The sequence below is a fragment of the Streptomyces sp. NPDC004111 genome (assembly GCF_042874215.1).
Classification (GTDB): Bacteria; Actinomycetota; Actinomycetes; order Streptomycetales; family Streptomycetaceae; genus Streptomyces.
The window spans coordinates 319637-339183 of sequence record NZ_JBIAMU010000001.1 but is presented as its reverse complement, the minus strand read 5'-3'; the positions used below and the strand labels follow the sequence as shown (position 1 = coordinate 339183).

Sequence of the window (19547 nt, the reverse complement as noted above, 5' to 3'; positions counted from 1 at the left end):
GAGTCAGCGCATGCACGTCGGAGACCTCCTCCAGATGAAGGGGCTCGATCTCGCCCTGGTCTGGGGTGGCGCGAACCTGCTCAACCGGACGGTCAGCGGGGTGACCGCCACCGACCTGGAGGACCCCGCCCGCTTCGTCCAGCCCGGCGAGATCGTGCTCAGCGGGCTGGTGTGGTGGAGCGCGGCGGACGGCGAGAGCAGGGCGAACCGATTCGTCTCCGCCCTGGCGCACTCCGGTGCCGCTGCCCTGCTCGCGGGCGAGGAGACCCACGGATCCGTTCCCGCCGATGTTGTCCACGCCTGCCGCACGCACGGCCTCGCCCTGCTGTCCGTACCGGCGCACACCAACTTCCGGGCCATCACCGACATCGTCTACCGGCACCGGTGGAGCGACCTCAGCCGCCGCCCGGCCGACCACTTCGCCCTGCCCGAACACGTCCGCACCGGCCTGGCCCGGCTCGCGGACCGCGGAACGGACGCGGCCGAACTGCTCGAACTGGGGCTCGCCCCCTTCGGCACGCCGCCCGCCTACCTGCTCACCAGCACGGGCCGCACCCTCGCCCGCACCACGCGGGCCCCCGAACTGCCCGCGGCACGGGCCGCGGAGGACCTGCGCGGCCCGGCCGGCGAAAGCCTGCGGATACAGGCCCGCTCCACGGCGTACGACGCCTGGCACCTCCACGTCCCGCACTCCGGCGGCATCCCGCCCCGGGCACTGCACGAGCTGGCCGAGGTCTTCGGCCGGTACCGCGAACACCACGACCTCCGGCACGCGGACCAGCGCCGCAGCACACAGGAAATCATCAACTCCATCGAGGCATCCGACACGGCGGCAGCGGCACACGCCCTCGCCTCCCGCGCGCCACTGGCCGAGGGACCGTGGCGGGTGGTCACCGCGGCGGCAGGCGGACGCGGCCCCGGCAACGGGGTCGAGGCAGCGCTCCGGGAGGCGCTGCGACACCTCCCCGCGGTGGCGTTCGCGCTCGGCACCACCGGCGCCGAAGAAGCCGTGGCCGTAGTCCACCCCCACGCCGAAGCAGGCTTCCCGCTCGACGAACCCTGGCCCCTGCTGCACGGTTGCCGCCCCGGCACACCCCTGTACGCCGGTGTCAGCGCCCCCGTCACGGAACCGGCGTCCCTGCACGCCGCACTCCTCGAAGCGCGCTACGCGCTCGCGGCGGCGCGCCACCGTTCACCCACGTCCGGCGGCGTCGCCCTGGCCGAGGACTTCGACGCCCTCGACTCCCTGCTCACCGGCCTCCCCGCCCGCGTACGAAGCGGCTTCAGCGCCAGGACGCTCGGCCCGCTCGCCGACAACCCGTCGGACTCACACCGCACGCTGCTGGAAACCCTGGAGGTCTTCCTCGCCCACAACTGCTCCTGGACCCGCACCGCGGAGGCCCTGCACGTGCACGTCAACACCGTCCACTACCGGATCGACCGCGTACAGGCCCTCACCGGCCGCGACCTGACCCGCCTCGACCACAAACTCGACCTGCGTGCCGCGCTGCTGTGCCGCTGACACACCCCACCGGGGCAGCCGCAGGGGCCCCACCCGTGGCGGGTGCGGCCCCTGCGAAGCCGCGGGCTCACCGCTGCAAGCGCCGTACCCGCCACGACTTCGGCATCTCCCCGCGCCGGGTCCTCGGTTCGGGTGCCTGGTGCGCACCGGATGCCGGGACGCGAAGTTCATCCCCGCATGCGCCGTCTCAGTTCGGCGTAGGCGTCGTTCGCGGAGTCCTCCGGATGCTCGTACAGGTGGTCCACCGCGTGGTACGCGACTTCGCAGGCCACTCCCTCCAACTCACCGCCCTCCAGCGCGTGCACCTCGCCGACGAAACCGGCGAATGCGGGATCGTCGAGGACGCGCGAGGTGAGTTCGTCGCCGTACTCCTCGCACAGCATGGACCGGTACCACTGCAAGGTGCTCATGACCGCATTCTGCCGGGCACCTTCTGCCGGGTACGCGCGGGCTCAGCGCTTGGTCTCGTACCTGGTCAGGAGCAGGCCGTCGGGGAACTTCCGGGTCTCCACCAGGGTCAGGTCCACCCACTTGTCCAGGGCCGTGAAGAACGGTGTTCCGCCGCCCACCAGGACCGGATGGGTGACGAGCACGTACTCGTCGATCAGCCCGGCCCGCATGGCCGCCGCGGCGAGGGTGGCACCGCCGATGTCCATGGGGCCGCCGTCCTCCGCCTTGAGCCTGCCGATCTCGGTGACCGCGTCGCCGGTGACCAGGCGGGTGTTCCAGTCGACGGTCCTGGCCGTGGAGGAGAACACCACCTTCGGCATGTCCCGCCAGCGGTTGGCGTACTCGATCGTCGCCGGTGTGGCACCCGGCTCCTTGTCGGCGGTCGGCCAGTGGGAGCTCATCGTCTCCCACAGCCTGCGCCCGTACAGCGCCAGCTCCGTCGACGCCACCCGGTCGGACCACCACTGGAACAGCTCGTCGCTCGGCACGCTCCAGCCGAGGTCGTCGCCGGGTGCGGTGATGTAACCGTCCAGGCTCAGGTTCATGGCAAAGGTCAGTTTCCGCATGGCGTCAGCCTCCCGCGAGTCGGTAGTCGGAGTACAGACCACCACGGCACGGAAAAATCATCGGTCACCCGGCCCGTGTCCCACCCTGCGGCGGCACGGAATCGAGCCGGGACCTCGCCGTCGGGCCAAAACCCCGGGCAGCAGCCGCCCGACAGGCCGGCTGCTGCCCGCGGCGTCATCACCCGCGGCCCGCCCTCCTGCGACGGGGGAGGGCTACGAGTGCCAGACCTCCTTGATGGTCGTCACGTTGCCCTCGCCGTCCAGCGTGATGTCGTAGATGTTCCCCGAGCAGCTGTACGGCGACTTCACCGTGGCCTGGTTCGTCAAGCAGTCACCGGCGTGCGCCCACAGCTCCCCGACGGGAACCGTCTTCGTGGAGCCGGGACCGGCGGACAGCTCGGCCTTCACCTTCGGTGCGAACAGGTAGTACTTCGCCTCGCCCTGGCCCTGGTAGATCCAGTCGTTGGGCGTGCAGGTCGGCCGGGTGTCCTGCGCGGTCATCGAGCCCTTCGACGGCGGCGCGGTGATCGCCACCATCTTGTGGCCGGCCGGCAGCACGGGCGCATTCCCGCAGTCGTTGGCAGGCTCGCCCGAGGAGCCCTCGTCGGCGGACGGCTTCCCCGACGGCTGGGCGGTGGCGGTGGCGCTGGCGGTGGAGCCCGCGGGCGCCGCACCGTCGGCGGCGGTGTCCTTCGGACCGCACGCGGCGACCGCCCCGAGCGCGACGACGACCGCAAAACTGCTGATGATGCGTTGAGTTGACCGCATGTCAATCCCCCGATGACCGAATGAGTTCGCGATCTTGTTCGATCGCTGAAGTGTTTTACCTCAGGCGACGGGCCAAGAGCCAATCCGGCCCGGCGTCGGGGCAGCACGGCCTGCGGGCCCTGTCATGCCACGGCGTTCAGGGGCCCGGGTGCGGATCGCCTGAAGGGAGGTGGAGCGGAGTGTCGACGTCCGGGGGAGGGGAGACGCAGGCCGCGTGGGTGGAGTCTGGCGGAGGGCCACTGATCGCGGCGCCCGCAGCGGCCTTGCCCTCATGGGCCGGTGCGCCTGGAGAGCACACGGGAGCGCGTCGCTCCCGCGAGTCGGCGGACTTCCGTGTACACCGGTATGCGGCGGAACACCCCCCCCCACACACACTCGACAACAGGGATCGACGAGTCCGAACACGGCTGTGGAAGGAGGGAGCTGTTCAACAACCCTGCCAAGCTGAGCAAGCACATCCACCAGTACTCCACGGATCACACTTGGCGGCAGCTCGGCGTGGTCGCCCACCAAGGAGTTCAGGGTGGAAGTCACGGCAGAACGGAGGGGCTGAGTTGTCCGAGCAGCGGGCCGTCATCCAGCCAGGAATCGATCCCGCGGGTTACCGTACGGCGGGGCCCATGTTCGTCGCCCTTCATGGCGAGCTGGTCCCGCACTCCTGGCGCGACCCCGAATCCGAGCACGATGCCTACCAGCTGTTCCACCAGCGGTCGGTCGCCATGGGCTGGCTCGACGAACGGTCGAGTGCCGCGGAGGACGAACGCGCGGCCAATGCGCCGGGTCTGTGGGCCATGAACAGCGCCGACGTGAGCACCCACCCGGCTGCCACCGAACCCTTCGCCCGGTTCCAGGTCGAGTGCAGTACGCCGGTGGGTGACCGGCCTCTGCCCGTGCAGCCGTTCCTACGGTGCGCCGAGGACACCACCGCACGCATCGGCACGGCACAACTGTCCGCGGTGCAAGTCCTGCTCCCTCTTCAAGGACTCGACCCCGCATCACGTCCAAGCAACGCACCCGTCCCCGCCCTGGAGACCTGCGACTGGTTCAGCGCGTGCGACCCGCGGGCCCGGGTGCCGGTAGAGATCGGCGTCAACAGCGGAAGCAACCCTTCGATTTCCTCGGTCGCACGACAGCTCCACCACGACCTCGGCCACCTGCCGCAGGACGTCTTCCAGTACGGCGAAATGGCAAGCGTCGGCAAGGACATCATGCCCCCACCGTTCGCCGACGATTTCTGGAACGGGCCACCTCGGCACGGCATCACTCTGCGGGGCGATCTCGCCGCGTGGTCCTGCGACGCGGTCGGGTGGCTGGCTGCGACCATCGCCGACTGCGCCGCCCACCTCGGTGTCCGTACGCCGCTGCTGCTCTCCGTCGTACGGGCTTGAGCGTCAGCCGACCCCACGGTGGTGGTCGGGACGGGGGCGGCCCGTAGTCCGACCGCCCCCGTCCCGCTCTCCGCGTCACTCAGCCGTTGCCCACACGCACCACCGACGACGCGGACCGCTCGCCCCGGGTGCCCCGCGCGGCGCGTTCAACGGTGCATCCAGGACCCGGCTCGCCTGCTCGGCTCACTGGGCGGTGTCGCGTACGACGATCAAGCCGTTGAAGGTCCCCGCGTACGCCGTGCCGTCGGGGCCGATGGTGATCGGGGCCCAGTTGTTGTCGTAGCCGATGCCCGTACCGGTGAGCTGCTTCCACTTGCGTTCGCCGGTGCGGAAGTCGACAGCGGTCAGGTACCAGGCGTCGACGCCCAGGCTGTTGCGGTCCTTCTCGTAGAAGTAGAGCAGCCCGTTCGCGGTCGACAGTTTGGGCACGGTCGAGGGGGAGTGGATGTCGCTCTCCCAGGCGAGGTCGCAGCCGCTGCCGTCCTCCCGTACGTCGATGCGGCTGACGCCGCCCACGACCGTACGGCCGAAGGTGAGCGAAGTGATGTTCTCGTAGCCGTAGTTGTTCTCGACGACGAGGCTGTTGCCCCAGCTGATGAGGGAGTTGTCGGTGGTGGACGCACCCGACTTGAAGACCGGCACCTTGCAGACGAGCCGGTCGCTGTCGGGGATGCCGTCCTCGCGCCGGTAGACCAGGACGTTCATCCGGTCGTCGGCGTTGTCGGTGATGGCGACGTACTTCTTGCCGTTGCTGCCGAACAGGTCGGGCGTGGTGCCCGAACCCTGGTTCACGGAACCGGGCTTGGTGCCGGTGCCGCGGTCGTAGGTCTGGCGCCAGACGGCGCGCGGCGTGCCGTCGGCCGCCGTACGGAAGCTGTAGAGGGCGTGGTCGGTCACGATGGACACGCCGTCGTCCGCGACCGAGAAGGAGTTCTGGATCTCCTCCCCGTCCAGCCGGATCGAGCGGATCGCGCCGGACCCGGGATCGACGGTGCCGACACGACCCTGCCGCGTCACCCACCAGACGCGGCCGGACCAGTCCGGCATCACCGAGGTGACCGGGTCGCACTCACCGCTGGGGAACAGGTTGGTCCAGCTCACGCAGTCGTGCGGGACCTGCCCGGTGAGGTCCCAGTCGTCGGTGACCCGGAAACTCCAGCTTCCGTCGGCCGCCTGCTCGTGCGCGAGGCGCAGGATGTGCTGCCGGGAGTCCGCGAGCACCAGGCGGTCCTCGTTGTCGAGGTAGGAGTAGGCGCCGCCCGAGGTGTCCTTGAAGATCTTGGAGAAGTCGAGCGTGGTGATGGCCTCGACGGTCGAGGAGCGCTGCGGCAGCTTGTACTCGGCAAGCGTGGCAAGGGACTTCGGATCGAGGAGCTTCACCAGGAACCCGGTGAAGGTGCCGCAGACGGTGACGATGCGTCCGCCCTTGTCGAAGGTGACGGTCGCGCACTCGCCGCCGAGCGCGGCCATCTTCGCGCTGCTCACCGCGGGCTGCTTGCCCAGCGGCCCGGACCACGGGGAGGTGCCGCTTCCCCAGGCGTCGCCGTGCATGCCGCTGCGCCCGTTGGCGGCGAGGAAGGGGTGCTGCGCCGGCGGCGTGCCGGGAACGGGCGATGCGACCGCGGGCGCGCCCTCGTACTGCTTGACCAGCCGGTGGCCGGGCGCCTTGGGAATCTCGTCCGCGTACGCCGGACCGGCGACGAGAACCGCCGCCGCGCTCATGATCAGGACAAGGGTGCTGCTGAGTGTTCTCCGGGACATCGGGCTCCTCGCCGTACGTATGCATGCCTTACGCATGTGGTCGCGCGCCGACGGCAGAGGCTAGATGCGGTTTCCTGAAGTAGCCATGGGAATGCGCCCTGTTTTCACGGGGGTTCACAAAGATGCAATGGGTTTCGGTCGGGCCCGGCGCGGGGCCGCCGCTGCCGCGGAGGGCGGCTGCTGGGCGCGGGCGAGTTCCTGGAGGTCGGCCACTCCCGGGGCGTTCTCGTACCTTGCGAAGGCAGGCAGGTGAGACCTGACGCAGGTGCGACCTGACGAGGGCGACACAGCCCGGGGCGTTTGACGTAGGGACCGACTCGTCATCGTTCACGAACCGCGCGTCCTGGGCCTTGGGCAGGGGCGGACGGTTTCGGGAGTTTCGGTCCGGCCGGAGTCGTCGGACCGCCGGGACCGGGCCGCGCCTCCCACGCGTCCCCGCCCCCTTCCCCGGCCGCGCCCCCAGTGCCTTCCCCGCCCCCGGCCGCGTCCGCCGCCCCGTCCCACCGCGTTTCCGCCCGCATCGGTGAAGGCGCCACCCGCAGGAGCCGTGCGGCGGCGGTCGGCAGCCACCAGTTCCACTTGCCCATCGTCGCGACGGCCGCCGGGACCAGGAGACCCCGGACCAGCGTGGCGTCCAGGAGGATGCCCAGCGCGATGCCGGAGGCGAAGATCGAGACGTCCAGTTCGCCGCCCGATGCCATGGAGGCGAAGGAGCAGAAGAGGATCAGCGCGGCGCAGGTGACGAGCCGTCCGGTACGTCCGATGCCGTTGACCACGGCCGCCCGGGTCGAGCCCGTACGGTCGTACTCCTCGCGCATCCTGGCGAGGATGAACACCTCGTAGTCCATGGACAGCCCGTACAGGAACGCGAAGATCGTCACGGGTACGAAGGTCCCGATGGAGCCGTCCGGCCGGATGCCGAGCAGCGCCTCCGTGCCCCAGCCCCACTGCCACAGAACCACCATCGCGCCGAGCACCGCGCCCAGGGACAGCAGGTTGAGGACGATCGCCTTGAGCGGGAGCAGCAGCGAGCGGAACGCGCGGGCCAGCATCACGTACGTCACCAGGGACAGCGCGGCCGGCATCCAGGGGAACGCGGTGTAGGTGACGTCGGCGTAGTCGAGCTGCTGGGTGACGTTCCCGCCGACCAGCACCCCGTCCGGCACCTGCTCGACGACGCGGGCGATCGTGTCCTCACCCGCCCGGGAGCCGCCCTCGTCGCCGCGGGATCACCGTGAGCAGCGTGGAGCCGTCCTTGTGCCACGCGGGGCCGGAGGGTGCGGCGACCGCGTGCACGCCGTCGGTCCGGCGCAGCGTGGCGGCACAGGGCGGCGCGCGCCGCGTCTTGCCCGGCGGACCTCCTCGCAGAACTCCTCGCGCACAGCTTCGCGCACCTCCTCGCGCACGGCTTCGCTCACGACTTCGGCGGCACGGTGGCCGCTGCCGAGGCCGCCCGCCGTCACAACCGGCGCTGAGCCGCTCGCCGGACCGCGACGTCCGGACGGACGGCGCTTCCGTGCTTGAGCGCTTCACTGGTTCAGCGCCAGCCTGACGCCGAAGATCCCGATGACGGTGCCGGTGATCCTGTCGAGAAGCCGGCGGGCGTGCGGCTTGCGGAGCCATCCCCGCAGGACGCGGGCGAAGCCGATGAGGACGGCGGACCAGAACAGACCGATCAGGATGTGCACCGCGGTGAGCAGTACGCCCATGGTGAGGTGGTCGGCGCCCGCGGGGATGAACTGGGGCAGGACGGCGACATAGAAGGCGCCCATCTTCGGGTTCAGCAGGTTGGTGAGGGTCCCCTGCCGCCAGCCGCCGCCGACGGAGTCCGCTCCATCTGCCGGCTCGGACTCGTCCGCGTCCGCCGTGGGCAGCCCCCGGAAGGTGTCCCGGAGCATCCGGAACCCCATCCAGACGAGGTAGGCGGCGCCGATCCAGCGCAACGCGGTGTAGGCGAGATGCGAGGCGGTGAGCAGCGCGGTGACCCCCAGGGAGGTGAACACACCCCACACCAGAGTGCCGGTCTGGATTCCGAGGACAACACCCCACGCCCTCCTGCGCCGGCCGAGGGCGGACGTGCGCAGGATCAGCGCCGTATCGAGACCGGGAGTCAGAGTGAGAAGCCCTACGACGAGGGCGAAGGACCACGGAGCGGAGCTGATTTCCATGGGATGCCAGCGTATCGCGCGAGGTCACCAGCGCGATTGGCGGGTCTGGCGGACCGTGACGCATCCGGCGCGGCGGGGGCTGGTCGCGTACGGCAGGAGTCGGGCGGATCGGCCCAGATCGGATGAGTACGCCTACGGATGCCCCGGGCGACGGATGCTGATGGGGTGGGGTGCATGACGACGACGCAGAACCAAGAGCTGCCCGCCCTCCACAAGACCTGGTGGAAGGCACCTCTTGTGGTGTCGGTGCTCGGTCTTCCGATCCTCGGGGTGGAATTCGGCCTGATCCAGGCCAACGACGGCATGGACCAGTACGGATTCGTCATCTACACGGCCCTGGTCCTCTTCGCCCTCACCTGGCTGCTGCCGCACCGCCGGTCCCTGCGGACGTTCCGCATCGTGATGGCCTCGCTCGCGCTGGGGTGGGTCCTGCTGCCCTTGCTGTGGGCGCTGCTGCTGGGGCTGGCGATGTCCAGCTAGGGACGGCCCTGGCCGACGGACGCGCGCCGGACGGTCGATCGCTGAGCAAGTTCTCGACGTGCCGGCCAAGGACGCTCGCAACCGCCGAGTCCGGACTCACCCGTGGCACCGGCTCGCAGCGCGACCCACCCTGGTTCCGAGGCTTCTCACGGCGCCGGGTGGAACTCATGATGACGGAATGGTCATCAGCGGCAAGGATCTGCTCTGGGAAGCGGCGGACAGAGGAACGCGGACCGCTGCGACGCTGCGGCGAACGGCGGTGACGGCCGGTGGTGCCGGTCTGTTCGTCCTGGTGCTGTGGGGGTACTCCGACGGTACGTGGGCGGCCTGTGCGGCTGCGGTCTATGTGCTCGCGGAGATCTCGTACCGGCTGTGGGACCGGCGGCGCCTTGTCGAGGTGCGGATCGTCGGCGGCGAGGCCGACGGCCGTGCCAGGCTCTGCCTCCGGCAGGCCGGCGGGCGGATGTCCGAACACGACCCGCACCACGTGGCCCGGGTGCTCATCGTCCGCGACAACGTCGTCGACTCGGCGAAGCTGCGCCTGCGCCTGCAAGGGAAGCGGATCCTCTACGGGCGCCCCGGCAGTCCCCCGGCAGTCGCGGCGTGGCGGAGGGCGTGCCCGAGAGCGGATGTCCAGGAGAGAGGCGCCCATTGGGGCATGCCGGGCATCCCTGACTAGGGGCGAGACGTAGGTCCTTGCTGGACAACCGCCCCGGCGAAGGCTGCGCGTTCCGCCTCCTCCTGCCCGACTCGACGACCGCGCCGAAGGACGGCACCGGAGCCGACGCGGACACCCCGAAACTTCCCAGCTAGCAGACCTGCTCCAAGCCCGACGCCGCACCGGAAAGCCGTGGCGGTGCCGGAGGGGGGTCCGGCATCATCCCCCTGTGATGGTGATGCAACCCGTTCTGGAGATCCTCGCTGCCGACGACTTCGCGCTCTGGCCGGTCGTCCCGTACGAGTCATGGGGCTACCTCGTGCTGAACGGGCAGCTGACTCCGGAGGAGGTCGGCACGGCGGTGATGCGGATCGCCCGCTGCAACGACTTCGAGCCGGAGGAGGAACACGGGCCGCGCCCGACCGACCCCCTCGGCGTCTTCCTGCACGGGCTGCTCACCATGCCCGACCTGTTCGCAGCCGGAGGGTTCCGGGTGCTCGACACCACCACGGCCACCGTCTTCGTCGAGCCTGGCTGCTGCAACGGCCTGGAGACCTGGCGGGACTGGCTGGAGATGCTCGACGGCGACGGCTCCGCCTCCTTCGGGCACGACCCGTCCTCGATGGCCGAACGCGTCGGCGACGTCGTCCGGCTGACCTTCGACGCTTACGGGACGGACGGGATGGACGGGGCGGACGGGGCGGACGGCAGCCCGGTGATCCAGTTGCCGGTGGACCACGTACGCACGCTCGTCGAAGGCGCCCAGCAGGACTTGGAGGACTTCCTCAACCTTGCCGGAACCTGGGCCGAACAACACCTGCCCGCACCCGCCGCCGTCACCGCCGCCCTGGCGCGGGCACTGGACCTGGCGCCCGCACCATGACCAGCTTCCCGACCCACCGAGCACGCGTGCACGACACCCGCCTCCCGCTCCACCGCCGCCACAGCGCGCTGCGGACCTGCCTCGTCCTCTTCGCGCCGTACGGCTTCCGGGCGACGTACCACCACCTCACGCGCATCGCCGCGATCACTGCGCGGCTGGAGTCGGACCCGGACGCGTTGGTGCGGGCGGTGGAGGAACTGCACGAGGCAAGGGTGCTGTGGCTCGCGCGGGCGCAGGAGTACGCCGCACAGCGCCGGGCGGAGAAGCGGGCCGGGCGACGGGCCGCACCGAACCCGCGACCGTGGTGGCTGCGCACCAGTTGGGACGGCCCGGACCGGGTCTGGTACCAAGACCCCTCCCGTCACCCGTCGCTGCGCCTGCCCGCGTACGTCCGGCGGCAGAACGCGATTCTGGACGGTGCGGAGCTGCCCGGCTGCCCGGCTTGCGCGGAGGACGGACCGAGGGTGCTGAGCTCGACCGGTCACGGCTGGATCGAATTGTGCCGTGGGTGCGCGTGGGTGCTGGCACCCTGTCCGTGCGGGCAGCCGCACCGGATTCTCCGATGTCACGCGACTGATGCCCCACCCTGAGGCAATTCCCCGGATCAGGCGAATCCCTTGCCCGGACAGGTGGATGTCGGCCAGGCGGTCTTGTCGGGTCCGTCCCGGTTGGGAATCCTTGCGTTCATGATGAAACGAACAAAGAGGACAGCCGCCCTGGCGGTCGCGGGCTCCGCGCTGCTCCTGGCTCCGTTCACCACCGGGAACGCCGCCGCAGCGTCCCCCACAGCCCCGGCCGCCGCCCAGGTCCGTGCCGGTTGCGAGATCGGCGGCCCCCACACCGACTTCAAGGGCACCAGCATCCACATGCGCAACAAGCCCGGCGGCAGCCACGTCGGCTGGGCCAACCAGGGCGACTGCGCGTACTGGTACCAGGCGGACTCAGGTCCGCGCGTCCAGTGCCCGGACGGCAGCAACACCGTCGCCTGGCAACTCGTCCAGAACAAGCGCACGGGCGTGGTCGGCTACGTCTCGGCGTGCTTCGTGGGCTGAGGGTTCCGAGGCGGGCGGGCCGCCCGGGAAGACCGTCAAGGTCCCCGCGCCGCCCGCCTGTCCCCGTCGTACGGACCGGGTGAGGACCGGCGCTGAATGCACACACGGGAACGACCGCTGCGCGACTCCTGTGCCCCGCCGGGCGCCCAACTCCTCAACTGGGCATGGGCGTCATGGCGCCAGCCGTTCTCTCGCCGGGAAACTCGACACACGTCTCTCGTTGGGCCCTGCATGAGCTTGTCCACCAGGACGACACTGCTGTGAGCGATGCCGATATGTTGGGTCTGTGATCATCAAGGGGATGGGCGGGCGGTGGCTCGTCGCCGCATTGGCCGCTTCTGCGGTACTCACGTCGGGGTGCGCGGCCCCGATCGACGCCGACGAGCTGCCCGGCGTGTACCGGAGCGACAAGACGGGCGCGGAGATCCGGCTCGATTCCGACGGGACGTTCACCGCCTCTGACATCTCGGCAGGTGAAGCCATGGGGAGCGGAGGTACGGACCCGCTCGACTTCAGTGGCCGATGGGAGTTCGTTGACAACGGCACGTCCGTCGACGCGGGCATGAGCTACGCCTACCTGACGACCAAGAACGGTGGCCGGGGCAAGATCAGCGACATCCAGCTCTACGTAAATGCCCGGGTGGCAGTCGGCGGCAAGGAGATCCTCCCGAGAGGCCCGCTGGTGGTGGACATCCAACCCGACCCGGACGGACCGCCGACCCTGGTACTCACCAAAACGGCCACCCCGTAAGCCCTGCACGCCGAGTCTTTCGGACTCGGCCGAAACACATGGATCCCGTCTCCCTGTCAGCAGCATGCTCATGCCAGCGCCGGCACCACAGCACCAACACCTGTGCCGGCAGCAGTCAACAGCAACGAGCAACGGGGAAAACACATGGCACAGACAGGCAAGATCAAGCGGACGCTGGTCGCTACCGGCGCGGCAGCCCTGCTGTCGGCAGGCGTACTCGGCGCGCCGTCGGCGCTCGCCGACAGTTCCGGATCCGAGGCGGGCAGCACCGCCCAGACGAGGGCGAAGGCGAACGACACTCCGGACGGCTACACCTGGCACGCGTACATCCAGAACCACCGCTACGCCGACGTGATCTGGGACGACCACACCTCCAGCGGCGCGGATGTGGACAGCCTCACCCTCGACGACGCGAACTTCGACGGCTACTCGTCGGAGCTGCGGGTCTACAAGAGCAACGGCGCCCTGTACAAGAAGGTCCACGCCTACAACGGCGGCACCAAGACGATCCAGAAGAGGACCCCGAGCGGCGGGAAGGCCTACTTCCGGGTCTGCGGCTGGAACAACGGAGCGCTGAAGGGCTGCACCGGCAAGCACTACTTCCGCGAGTAACGGACGCGCCGCACCGATGCGGGTGCGTGCATGCGTGAGGGCTTGCAGTTGCCGTTGCGGCAGCTTCTACCGTCCTGAACAGGGCCGGAGAAACCGGCCCGGTGACGCGATCGTGAGGGAGACAGCAATGGACTGGCCCATCGCGGAGGTCGCTCGGATGTCGGGCGTGACCGCCCGGACCCTGCGGCACTACGACGAGGTCGGTCTGCTGCCGCCGGCCCGGACCGGGGCCAACGGCCACCGCTACTACGAGGAGCACCAGCTGCTGCGGTTGCAGCAGATTCTCGTACTGCGGGCACTGGGCGTAGGGCTTTCCGAGGTCGGACGGATCCTGGCCGAGCAGGTCGACGAGGTGGACGCCCTGCGCGGCCACCACCGGCGGCTGCTCGCCGAGCGGGACCGGCTCGACGCCCTGGCCGGCACCGTCTCCCGCACGATCGCCGAACTGGAACAGTCCAGGAAGGACGGCAGTCCCGTGACCATCAACCGACCGGAGAACCTGTTCGAGGGCATTGAGCCCTCCCAGTACCAGGAGACCCTGCGCGACTTCCCCGAGCATGCCGAAGTAGTCGCCCGCACGGTCGCCGCGATGACCCCGCAGGACATCGAGGCCGGACAGCGTGAACGCACGGCGCAGATGATTCTGCTGGCCGAACTGATGGCCGCCGGCCACCCCGCCGACGCCGCACCCGTGCAGGCCCAGATCGACACCCAGTACCGGGCCATGACCGAACTGCGGCCCGTGACGGCACAGGAGTACCGCGCCATCGGGCGCTCCTGCGCGGACAACATCGCCTGGCACGCCGCGTACGAGGCGATCGCACCTGGCCTGGCCGCGTTCCAGCGCGACGCCATCGAGGTGTACGTCACCACCCGGCTCAGCTGAACGGGGACCGGGCCGGCCCCCGGGGGCCGGCCCGGCAGGGATACGAAATGTCCGTGGGCCGCTGTCGGGTGCGTACATGGCGGCGCCTCTGGAGAGCCGCGAGACTGCGCGGCGGTTCACATTCGAGTGGGGTGGGGGTGTCATTGTGCGGCGCATGAGACGTGTGTGCGCGAGGGCGGGGGTGAGGGCGTCGGTGACGGCGGCCGTGGTGGTACTGGATGCGGGGTGCGCGGGGACGCAGGAGCCTGCGGAGCACAAGGTGGTTCCGCCGGGGGCAGTACTCGGCGGGTGCGGCCGGTGATCTGGACGGACGGGCGGCCCATGAGGGCTGGAAGATCGCCCCGAGGTATGCGAAGGCTTCGGCGTACGTGGCGAACATGTGCGCATCGATGACGGTGCAGCAGGAGAAGAGTGCGGAGCCGGGCGGGCGACCGCACGTTCCGGTCGACCGGGTGCGGTACCTGGCGGCAGATCAAGTAACGGCGGTCTCGCGACCACGGGCCGTTCCCCCGACGCCAGGTCGTTCCCCGCTCTCGTGGCTAGCCGAAGACGAGGGAAACGTCCCTGTCCACGCAGAACCGCAGGACGGCGATCAGCTCCCTGACGTCTTCGATGCGTCGACGAAGGACGTCGTCGCTGTCGTCAGGCTGATGTTGATCGCGAATCGCTTCGAGCCGGGGCAGCATGGCCGCGCATTGTGCGGGTGAGAGGTCGGGGCCGTCATCGTCCGGATGGTTGAGCAGTGGCGCCAGCGTGGTGGAGACGCCGCACCACGGGCGATCTCCGCCGAAGCCGTTCATTTCGGCGAGCGTGAATCCCTCTGCCTGTGCCAGCCACTTCCTGAACATGCTGAAGCCGGTGTAGGACCAGGAGACGTCCGGGCTCGCCACGTCGTCGTGGTTCGGGAAAAGCATCAGCCCCACCTTGGCCCCCTTGCTTGCTCGAAGCCCAGGATCGTTGCGGGGAGGCGCGAGGGCAACTGAAATGATCTCCAGGTGGCCGGTCGGCGAGATCACGGCGGCGGAGCCGCCCTTGACGGTCCTGTCATTCATCGTGCCAAGATTCGCGGGTGGAGATGACCGACATCGCACGTGCGATCGCGGCGGCGACTTCGGTCGCCGCATCACTCGGCCTGCCCGCAGACGACGCGATCGTTCTCCACAACTCGAACAAGCTGGCACTGCGGCTGACTCCGTGCGGCACCTTTGCCCGGGTCGCCTTTGTTGGACAGGAGGTCGCACAGTTCGAAGTCGATCTCGCGCAGCGGCTCACCGAAGCCGGATGCCCGGTCTGTCCCCTGGAGCCGCGGGCGGACCCGCGTGTGTATACGCAGGACGGCTTCGCGGTGACGCTGTGGACCTACTACGAGCCCGTGACGCCCCAATTCTCACCAGCCGCCTACGCCAAGGCACTTGAGGAGTTGCACGCTGGTATGCGCAAGGTGGATGTGTCGAGCCCGAGGTTCACGGACCGGATCACGGAGGCGGAAGACGTGGTCGCCGCCCCGGACCGCTCGCCGGAACTGGCCGACGCAGACCGCGCCTTTCTCCGTGGCAGGCTCACCAGTCTGCGACGGGCGGTCGAGAAGCGTGGCACCGCGGAGCAACTGCTCCACGGCGAGCCGCATCCGGGCAACGTACTCAGCACGAGGAACGGCCCGGTGTTCATCGACCTTGAGACGTGCTGCCGCGGACCCGTCGAGTTCGACCTCGCACACGTTCCTGAGGCGGTCAGCGCGCACTACCCGAACGTGGACCAGGAACTCCTGGGGGAGTGCCGCCAGCTCGTTCTCGCGATGGTTGCCGCGTGGCGTTGGGAGCGTGGCGACCAGTTTCCGGACGGGCGGCGTTTCGGCGAGGAATTCCTGCGCGCACTGCGCGGTGGGCCTCCTTGGTCGACACTCGACTCGACTCGATGAACCGCCGGCCCTCGACCCGCTGAACGCGCGGCCCGTAGAAGTCACCGAGGGCTACGAGAACGCTGCGAAGAACCGGGCGACGGGAGTAGCCGCCGCGACCCGCCACGCCACGGATGAGTGGCAATGCTGGTGGGCAGGGTGCCGAGCGCCGACTCTGTCGAGGGGCCCGGCTGGTGTGCAGGAGTGCGCCGTGCCTTCAGCGCCCGCCGCCCCCGGCCGTCGGTCGCCGTACGCGCAGCGCATCGAACCGGGCCCGCCGCTCCCGGCTCGGCGAGCGGCTCAGCGTGACGGTCACATGCAGGGGGCCGCACCCGCGACCCACGCAGGGTGTCACCGCCGGACGGCCTCCCCCTCGCCGGGCTGGGGGACCGTGTCGCCGATGACGGCGGCGAGACGCTGGAGTTGCGCGGCGAGTTCGTGGCGTTCCAGCGGCGTGAAGTGCGCCAGCGCCTCCGCCTGGCGCGCCCGCAGTTCCGTCCGCATCGCCGCGAGTCGTTCGGCGCCGTCCGTGGTGAGACGGATGAGGACCTGGCGCTCGTCGTGCGGGGAGCGTTCCCGTGTGAGCAGGCCCGCACCTTCGAGCTGCTTGAGCATGCGAGTGGCGGTCGGAACGCTCACCTCGGCGGCGACGGCGAGCTTTCCGACCGGCAACCCGTCGCCCTTGACGTCGGCGGCGAGGGGCTCCAGAAGGGTGGCCTGTGCCATGGACAGCCCGGCCCCGGAGTGGCCCATGGTGGCCGCACGAGAGCGGCGCATGGCGTAAAACAGCCGGTCAGCGGCCTGCGCCAGCTCCCTCACGCCCGCCTCGTCGTCGTTCGGGTCCGCAATGTCGCCCGCTCTGTGGTCGCTCGTCTCTCGCATGACTGTTAGCTTACTAAGTGATGCCATTAGCAAGCTAAGCTTTTAGGGCTGGAAGTCATGGACTTCGCCGCACGCACAGACGTCCACAACCACATCGTTCCGCCGGTCTGGGCCGAGACCCTGGCTGCACGTGGCCTGAACTCCGGGGGCTGGGCCATCCCGGCCTGGAGCCCCGCGAGTGCGCTGGCGATGATGGGCCAGCAGGGCATCGCCACCGGCGTCATGTCCGTCACCTCGCCCGGCGTCCACCTCGGCGACGACGCGGTCGCCCGCGACCTGGCCCGCGCCGTCAACGAGTACGGTGCGGAGGTCGTCAAGGACCACCCCGACCGCTTCGGTCACTTCGCCGGCATCCCGCTGCCCGACATCGACGCCGCGGTCGCGGAGGCGGTGTACGCGCTCGACGTCCTCGGCGCCGACGGCGTGGTGCTGATGTCCAACGCCCACGGCAAGTACCTCGGCGACCCGGACCTCGAGCCCCTGTGGGCCGAACTGGACCGCCGCGCCGCGAACGTCTTAGTCCACCCCGCGCAACCCCCGATGGAGCTCCTTCCCGGCACTCCCGCCCCGCTTGCCGACTACGTCCTCGACGCCACGCGCACCGCTCTGAACATGGTGCTCAACGGTGTCATGGACCGGTACCGCAACGTGCGCGTGCTCCTCTCCCACGGAGGCGGCTTCCTCCCGTACGCCGCCTTCCGCTTCTCCGGCCTGACCTCCACGGTCGTCGACCGGACCCGCAAGGCCGAAGACATCCTGCGCGACCTGAAGTGCTTCTACTTCGACACGGCCCTGTTCGCCAGCCCTACTCCCGCCTCACCCGCTGATCCGGCCCCATCGGGCGCACACCTCACCGCAGCGAAGTGCCGCTGTGCCCCGCACCGACGATGTGGGGCATCGACACGCGGTACGGGGCGGTCGCGGTCCGGTGCACCAGCCGAGACCCTATTCGTGCCAGGCCCGCGCGATGCACCGGGTCCGGGAGAAGCGGTACCTGTACGTCCGGAACGGTGCCGGATCGATCAGCTGCGGCACGAACGGGTTCGCGGCAGAACGCTACTGGCCTTTACCCCTTCGGCCCGACCTGATCGATCGCCCCGGTGACACCCACTTCCTCCCAGAGTCACCACTCGTCCGGCTCGCTACGCATCAACAGGTCTTCAAATAGCGAAAGTTGATCCTGCGGCGGGACGCCGAAAGCCACCATCGGGAACCGTTCGACACCTTTGTCCGTCGCGCCGAGGCGGTGGAAGGCCTCCAGCGTGCTCTGTCGGGCAGCAGTAGAACCACCGTCAACCAGCCCGGTCCTCAAGGCAGCGGGTCGGCACCCGGGCGGCTTCAGGAACGTGGCAGGAAGCGAGTGATCTCCGCTGCCACGGCTTCGGGGACAACCGACGGCGCGAAGTGCATCTGGCCGGGGAACGTCGTGTAGGTGACGTGGGGCAGCACGGCCGCGAGCCTGTCGAGCGTCGCCGGCATCGGCTGCCAGGTGTCGGCACCCCGCATCAGCAGAGTCGGGACGGAAACAGCGGACCAGCGTTCGACATCCACCGAATCGGCGGCCATCGATTCAAGGTCACGGAACCAGCCGGGTACCTCGGCGGGTTCGGTGTCGTCGGGCTCGCCCGCGTCCATGAGGTCCAGCAGCGCGGCCGGGACGCGGGCCACCTTCTCCGCCAGCAGCCGATCGGCCAGCCGCCGCTCGCCGCGCGCGGTCAGCTCCTCGAACTCGGCCAGTACGGGCGCCAGTTCCTCGCCGGCCGCGTACAGCGGAGGCTCCCACAACACCAAGGAGCGAACCGGCAGTCCGGACGCCGTGGCGTGCAGGGCGACGGTGGCACCGTAGGACATCCCGACCAGGTGCACGGGACGGCCGATCCTTTCGATCAGCGCCTTGAGGTCCCCCACCTCGTCGGCGAAACGCTTCGGGGATCGGCCCGGACCGCTCGGCGCGTACCCTCGCCGGGCAGGCAACCACAGCTCGAACCGGTCCTGGAGTACTTCGGCCACCGGCTGCCAGGAGTGCAGGCCACCGCCGGAACCGTGGACCATGACCACCGGCTGCCCGGAGCCGAGCCGCCGCCAGCTGACAGCGGTCCCGTCGAAGGACTCAAACGACTCAAACGGCCCGAAGGACTCTGAAAACTCGATCATGCTCGACATGCCAGGACGGTCGCATGGTCCTTTCAGGCCGGTCCAGCGATTTTCCCCGGCCAATGCATCCGTGCCTGCCCCACCTGCGTGATCCGCCGGACAGGCGCTGAGCAGCCCTGCTGAAGTCCACAGTTCATCGCAGCAGTGCGCCGGGCATCCCACCAACACAGCGAGGTGCATCGCTCCTGCGCCGCCATCCGCTGTGCGCTCCGTTGTTCCGCTGTCATGTCTCGCTGTCGATCAGCGCGTCCCGCGCATCGACCCAGCCGGTGACCTCGGGCCTGATGGTCGGAAGCACCCATGGCTCCGGTGTGCCGTCGCAGAGTTCGGCAACGAGTTGGACCGTTTCGCCTGCGTTGTGCCACCAGGGCCCGTTGCGCGAGCAGACGGTGACCATCCAGTGCTCGGGCCCCTCCGCCACAGAGGTCGAGAGAAATTCGTCCCCCTCCTGCGAGAGCCTCCAGGACGACAGGCTTCCCGGTGCGGCTTCCGGGGGGGGCACAGGTCAGCACTGGCATCGGAGGCCCAGGTACTCGTTCATGGCGAGCAGCGTGCCGGACGAGTGCGACAGGTTCTCTCCTGGGAGTGGGCAGCTCGGCCGGAATACGCTGCTCCGTATTCGGCCTCCTCGGGGCTGGCCATCCGCGTCCTCGCGCCCCTCACCTCACA

General features: G+C 69.7%; 21 protein-coding genes. 12 read left to right on the top strand and 9 right to left on the bottom strand.

The genetic code is table 11. From position 1 onward, the window contains the following. The first annotated feature begins 10 nt into the window (after positions 1–10). On the top strand, positions 11–1522 hold the full coding sequence (locus ACFYVL_RS01555) for a PucR family transcriptional regulator (RefSeq protein WP_389240584.1): 1512 nt from the start codon (positions 11–13) through the stop codon (positions 1520–1522). A 167-nt stretch (positions 1523–1689) separates the two neighbouring features. On the opposite strand, the gene ACFYVL_RS01550 is transcribed toward ACFYVL_RS01555, so the two are convergent. The 3 genes from ACFYVL_RS01550 to ACFYVL_RS01540 form a co-directional block, all read right to left on the bottom strand. Continuing rightward, entirely contained in the window at positions 1690–1932 is a 243-nt protein-coding gene (locus ACFYVL_RS01550; protein WP_389240582.1) for a hypothetical protein, read from the bottom strand. A gap of 42 nt (positions 1933–1974) precedes the next feature. After that, entirely contained in the window at positions 1975–2538 is a 564-nt protein-coding gene (locus tag ACFYVL_RS01545) for a dihydrofolate reductase family protein (protein ID WP_389240581.1), read from the bottom strand. Positions 2539–2751: 213 nt separating this feature from the next. Next, positions 2752–3306: a hypothetical protein gene (locus ACFYVL_RS01540; protein WP_389240579.1), complete on the bottom strand. Its 555-nt coding sequence runs from the start codon at positions 3304–3306 to the stop codon at positions 2752–2754. A gap of 620 nt (positions 3307–3926) precedes the next feature. Between ACFYVL_RS01540 and ACFYVL_RS01535 the strand changes: the two genes are divergently transcribed. After that, positions 3927–4694, top strand: coding sequence for a hypothetical protein (locus ACFYVL_RS01535; protein ID WP_389240578.1), 768 nt, complete (start codon positions 3927–3929; stop codon positions 4692–4694). A 183-nt stretch (positions 4695–4877) separates the two neighbouring features. Here the strand turns inward: ACFYVL_RS01535 and ACFYVL_RS01530 are convergent, their stop codons facing one another. The 3 genes from ACFYVL_RS01530 to ACFYVL_RS01520 all read right to left on the bottom strand — a co-directional run bounded on the left by ACFYVL_RS01530 (position 4878) and on the right by ACFYVL_RS01520 (position 8623). Next, on the bottom strand, positions 4878–6455 hold the full coding sequence (locus tag ACFYVL_RS01530) for a hypothetical protein (RefSeq protein WP_389240576.1): 1578 nt from the start codon (positions 6453–6455) through the stop codon (positions 4878–4880). A 320-nt stretch (positions 6456–6775) separates the two neighbouring features. After that, positions 6776–7621, bottom strand: a complete 846-nt coding sequence (locus ACFYVL_RS01525; RefSeq protein WP_389240574.1) for an MMPL family transporter — start codon at positions 7619–7621, stop codon at positions 6776–6778. 363 nt (positions 7622–7984) lie between these two features. Next, a complete protein-coding gene (locus ACFYVL_RS01520) occupies positions 7985–8623 on the bottom strand; it encodes a LysE family translocator (protein WP_389240572.1) in 639 nt (212 codons plus the stop codon). Positions 8624–8797: 174 nt separating this feature from the next. Between ACFYVL_RS01520 and ACFYVL_RS01515 the strand changes: the two genes are divergently transcribed. The 8 genes from ACFYVL_RS01515 (at position 8798) to ACFYVL_RS01480 (ending at position 13945) form a co-directional block, all read left to right on the top strand. Next, on the top strand, positions 8798–9103 hold the full coding sequence (locus tag ACFYVL_RS01515) for a hypothetical protein (RefSeq protein WP_389240570.1): 306 nt from the start codon (positions 8798–8800) through the stop codon (positions 9101–9103). 178 nt (positions 9104–9281) lie between these two features. Then, positions 9282–9782 carry a hypothetical protein gene (locus ACFYVL_RS01510; RefSeq protein WP_389240568.1) on the top strand — a complete coding sequence of 167 codons (501 nt, stop codon included), beginning with the start codon at positions 9282–9284 and terminating at the stop codon, positions 9780–9782. A 211-nt stretch (positions 9783–9993) separates the two neighbouring features. Further along, positions 9994–10644 (top strand): hypothetical protein, encoded by a 651-nt coding sequence (locus ACFYVL_RS01505; RefSeq protein WP_389240566.1) that lies wholly within the window; start codon positions 9994–9996, stop codon positions 10642–10644. A gap of 26 nt (positions 10645–10670) precedes the next feature. Further along, complete coding sequence (locus ACFYVL_RS01500; RefSeq protein WP_389240564.1) at positions 10671–11234, top strand: hypothetical protein; 564 nt, start codon at positions 10671–10673, stop codon at positions 11232–11234. Positions 11235–11330: 96 nt separating this feature from the next. Then, entirely contained in the window at positions 11331–11696 is a 366-nt protein-coding gene (locus ACFYVL_RS01495; RefSeq protein ID WP_389240563.1) for a hypothetical protein, read from the top strand. A 286-nt stretch (positions 11697–11982) separates the two neighbouring features. Then, on the top strand, positions 11983–12447 hold the full coding sequence (locus tag ACFYVL_RS01490) for a hypothetical protein (protein WP_389240561.1): 465 nt from the start codon (positions 11983–11985) through the stop codon (positions 12445–12447). A gap of 144 nt (positions 12448–12591) precedes the next feature. Continuing rightward, positions 12592–13059, top strand: coding sequence for a hypothetical protein (locus tag ACFYVL_RS01485; protein ID WP_389240559.1), 468 nt, complete (start codon positions 12592–12594; stop codon positions 13057–13059). 127 nt (positions 13060–13186) lie between these two features. After that, complete coding sequence (locus ACFYVL_RS01480) at positions 13187–13945, top strand: MerR family transcriptional regulator (RefSeq protein ID WP_389240557.1); 759 nt, start codon at positions 13187–13189, stop codon at positions 13943–13945. 539 nt (positions 13946–14484) lie between these two features. Here ACFYVL_RS01480 and ACFYVL_RS01475 read toward each other — a convergent pair. Further along, positions 14485–14997, bottom strand: a complete 513-nt coding sequence (locus tag ACFYVL_RS01475; RefSeq protein ID WP_389240555.1) for a hypothetical protein — start codon at positions 14995–14997, stop codon at positions 14485–14487. Between the two features lie 23 nt (positions 14998–15020). Here ACFYVL_RS01475 and ACFYVL_RS01470 point away from each other — a divergent pair, with 23 nt between their 5' ends. Further along, positions 15021–15863, top strand: coding sequence for a phosphotransferase enzyme family protein (locus ACFYVL_RS01470; RefSeq protein ID WP_389241295.1), 843 nt, complete (start codon positions 15021–15023; stop codon positions 15861–15863). A gap of 330 nt (positions 15864–16193) precedes the next feature. Here the strand turns inward: ACFYVL_RS01470 and ACFYVL_RS01465 are convergent, their stop codons facing one another. Next, positions 16194–16724, bottom strand: a complete 531-nt coding sequence (locus ACFYVL_RS01465) for a MarR family winged helix-turn-helix transcriptional regulator (RefSeq protein WP_389240553.1) — start codon at positions 16722–16724, stop codon at positions 16194–16196. Between the two features lie 57 nt (positions 16725–16781). On the opposite strand from ACFYVL_RS01465, the gene ACFYVL_RS01460 reads away from it, so the two are divergent. After that, positions 16782–17828 (top strand): amidohydrolase family protein, encoded by a 1047-nt coding sequence (locus ACFYVL_RS01460; RefSeq protein WP_389240551.1) that lies wholly within the window; start codon positions 16782–16784, stop codon positions 17826–17828. Between the two features lie 234 nt (positions 17829–18062). On the opposite strand, the gene ACFYVL_RS01455 is transcribed toward ACFYVL_RS01460, so the two are convergent. Next, positions 18063–18878: an alpha/beta fold hydrolase gene (locus ACFYVL_RS01455; RefSeq protein ID WP_389240549.1), complete on the bottom strand. Its 816-nt coding sequence runs from the start codon at positions 18876–18878 to the stop codon at positions 18063–18065. Positions 18879–19547: the final 669 nt, after the last annotated feature.

Excerpts from the sequence above, each read along its gene's own strand:
- ACFYVL_RS01555 (WP_389240584.1), top strand. The coding sequence starts at position 11 with ATGCACGTCGGAGACCTCCTCCAGATGAAGGGGCTCGATCTCGCCCTG.
- ACFYVL_RS01550 (WP_389240582.1), bottom strand. The coding sequence starts at position 1,932 with ATGAGCACCTTGCAGTGGTACCGGTCCATGCTGTGCGAGGAGTACGGC.
- ACFYVL_RS01545 (WP_389240581.1), bottom strand. The coding sequence starts at position 2,538 with ATGCGGAAACTGACCTTTGCCATGAACCTGAGCCTGGACGGTTACATC.
- ACFYVL_RS01540 (WP_389240579.1), bottom strand. The coding sequence starts at position 3,306 with ATGCGGTCAACTCAACGCATCATCAGCAGTTTTGCGGTCGTCGTCGCG.
- ACFYVL_RS01535 (WP_389240578.1), top strand. The coding sequence starts at position 3,927 with ATGTTCGTCGCCCTTCATGGCGAGCTGGTCCCGCACTCCTGGCGCGAC.
- ACFYVL_RS01530 (WP_389240576.1), bottom strand. The coding sequence starts at position 6,455 with ATGTCCCGGAGAACACTCAGCAGCACCCTTGTCCTGATCATGAGCGCG.
- ACFYVL_RS01520 (WP_389240572.1), bottom strand. The coding sequence starts at position 8,623 with ATGGAAATCAGCTCCGCTCCGTGGTCCTTCGCCCTCGTCGTAGGGCTT.
- ACFYVL_RS01515 (WP_389240570.1), top strand. The coding sequence starts at position 8,798 with ATGACGACGACGCAGAACCAAGAGCTGCCCGCCCTCCACAAGACCTGG.
- ACFYVL_RS01510 (WP_389240568.1), top strand. The coding sequence starts at position 9,282 with ATGGTCATCAGCGGCAAGGATCTGCTCTGGGAAGCGGCGGACAGAGGA.
- ACFYVL_RS01505 (WP_389240566.1), top strand. The coding sequence starts at position 9,994 with ATGGTGATGCAACCCGTTCTGGAGATCCTCGCTGCCGACGACTTCGCG.
- ACFYVL_RS01495 (WP_389240563.1), top strand. The coding sequence starts at position 11,331 with ATGATGAAACGAACAAAGAGGACAGCCGCCCTGGCGGTCGCGGGCTCC.
- ACFYVL_RS01485 (WP_389240559.1), top strand. The coding sequence starts at position 12,592 with ATGGCACAGACAGGCAAGATCAAGCGGACGCTGGTCGCTACCGGCGCG.
- ACFYVL_RS01480 (WP_389240557.1), top strand. The coding sequence starts at position 13,187 with ATGGACTGGCCCATCGCGGAGGTCGCTCGGATGTCGGGCGTGACCGCC.
- ACFYVL_RS01475 (WP_389240555.1), bottom strand. The coding sequence starts at position 14,997 with ATGAATGACAGGACCGTCAAGGGCGGCTCCGCCGCCGTGATCTCGCCG.
- ACFYVL_RS01470 (WP_389241295.1), top strand. The coding sequence starts at position 15,021 with ATGACCGACATCGCACGTGCGATCGCGGCGGCGACTTCGGTCGCCGCA.
- ACFYVL_RS01465 (WP_389240553.1), bottom strand. The coding sequence starts at position 16,724 with ATGCGAGAGACGAGCGACCACAGAGCGGGCGACATTGCGGACCCGAAC.
- ACFYVL_RS01460 (WP_389240551.1), top strand. The coding sequence starts at position 16,782 with ATGGACTTCGCCGCACGCACAGACGTCCACAACCACATCGTTCCGCCG.
- ACFYVL_RS01455 (WP_389240549.1), bottom strand. The coding sequence starts at position 18,878 with ATGATCGAGTTTTCAGAGTCCTTCGGGCCGTTTGAGTCGTTTGAGTCC.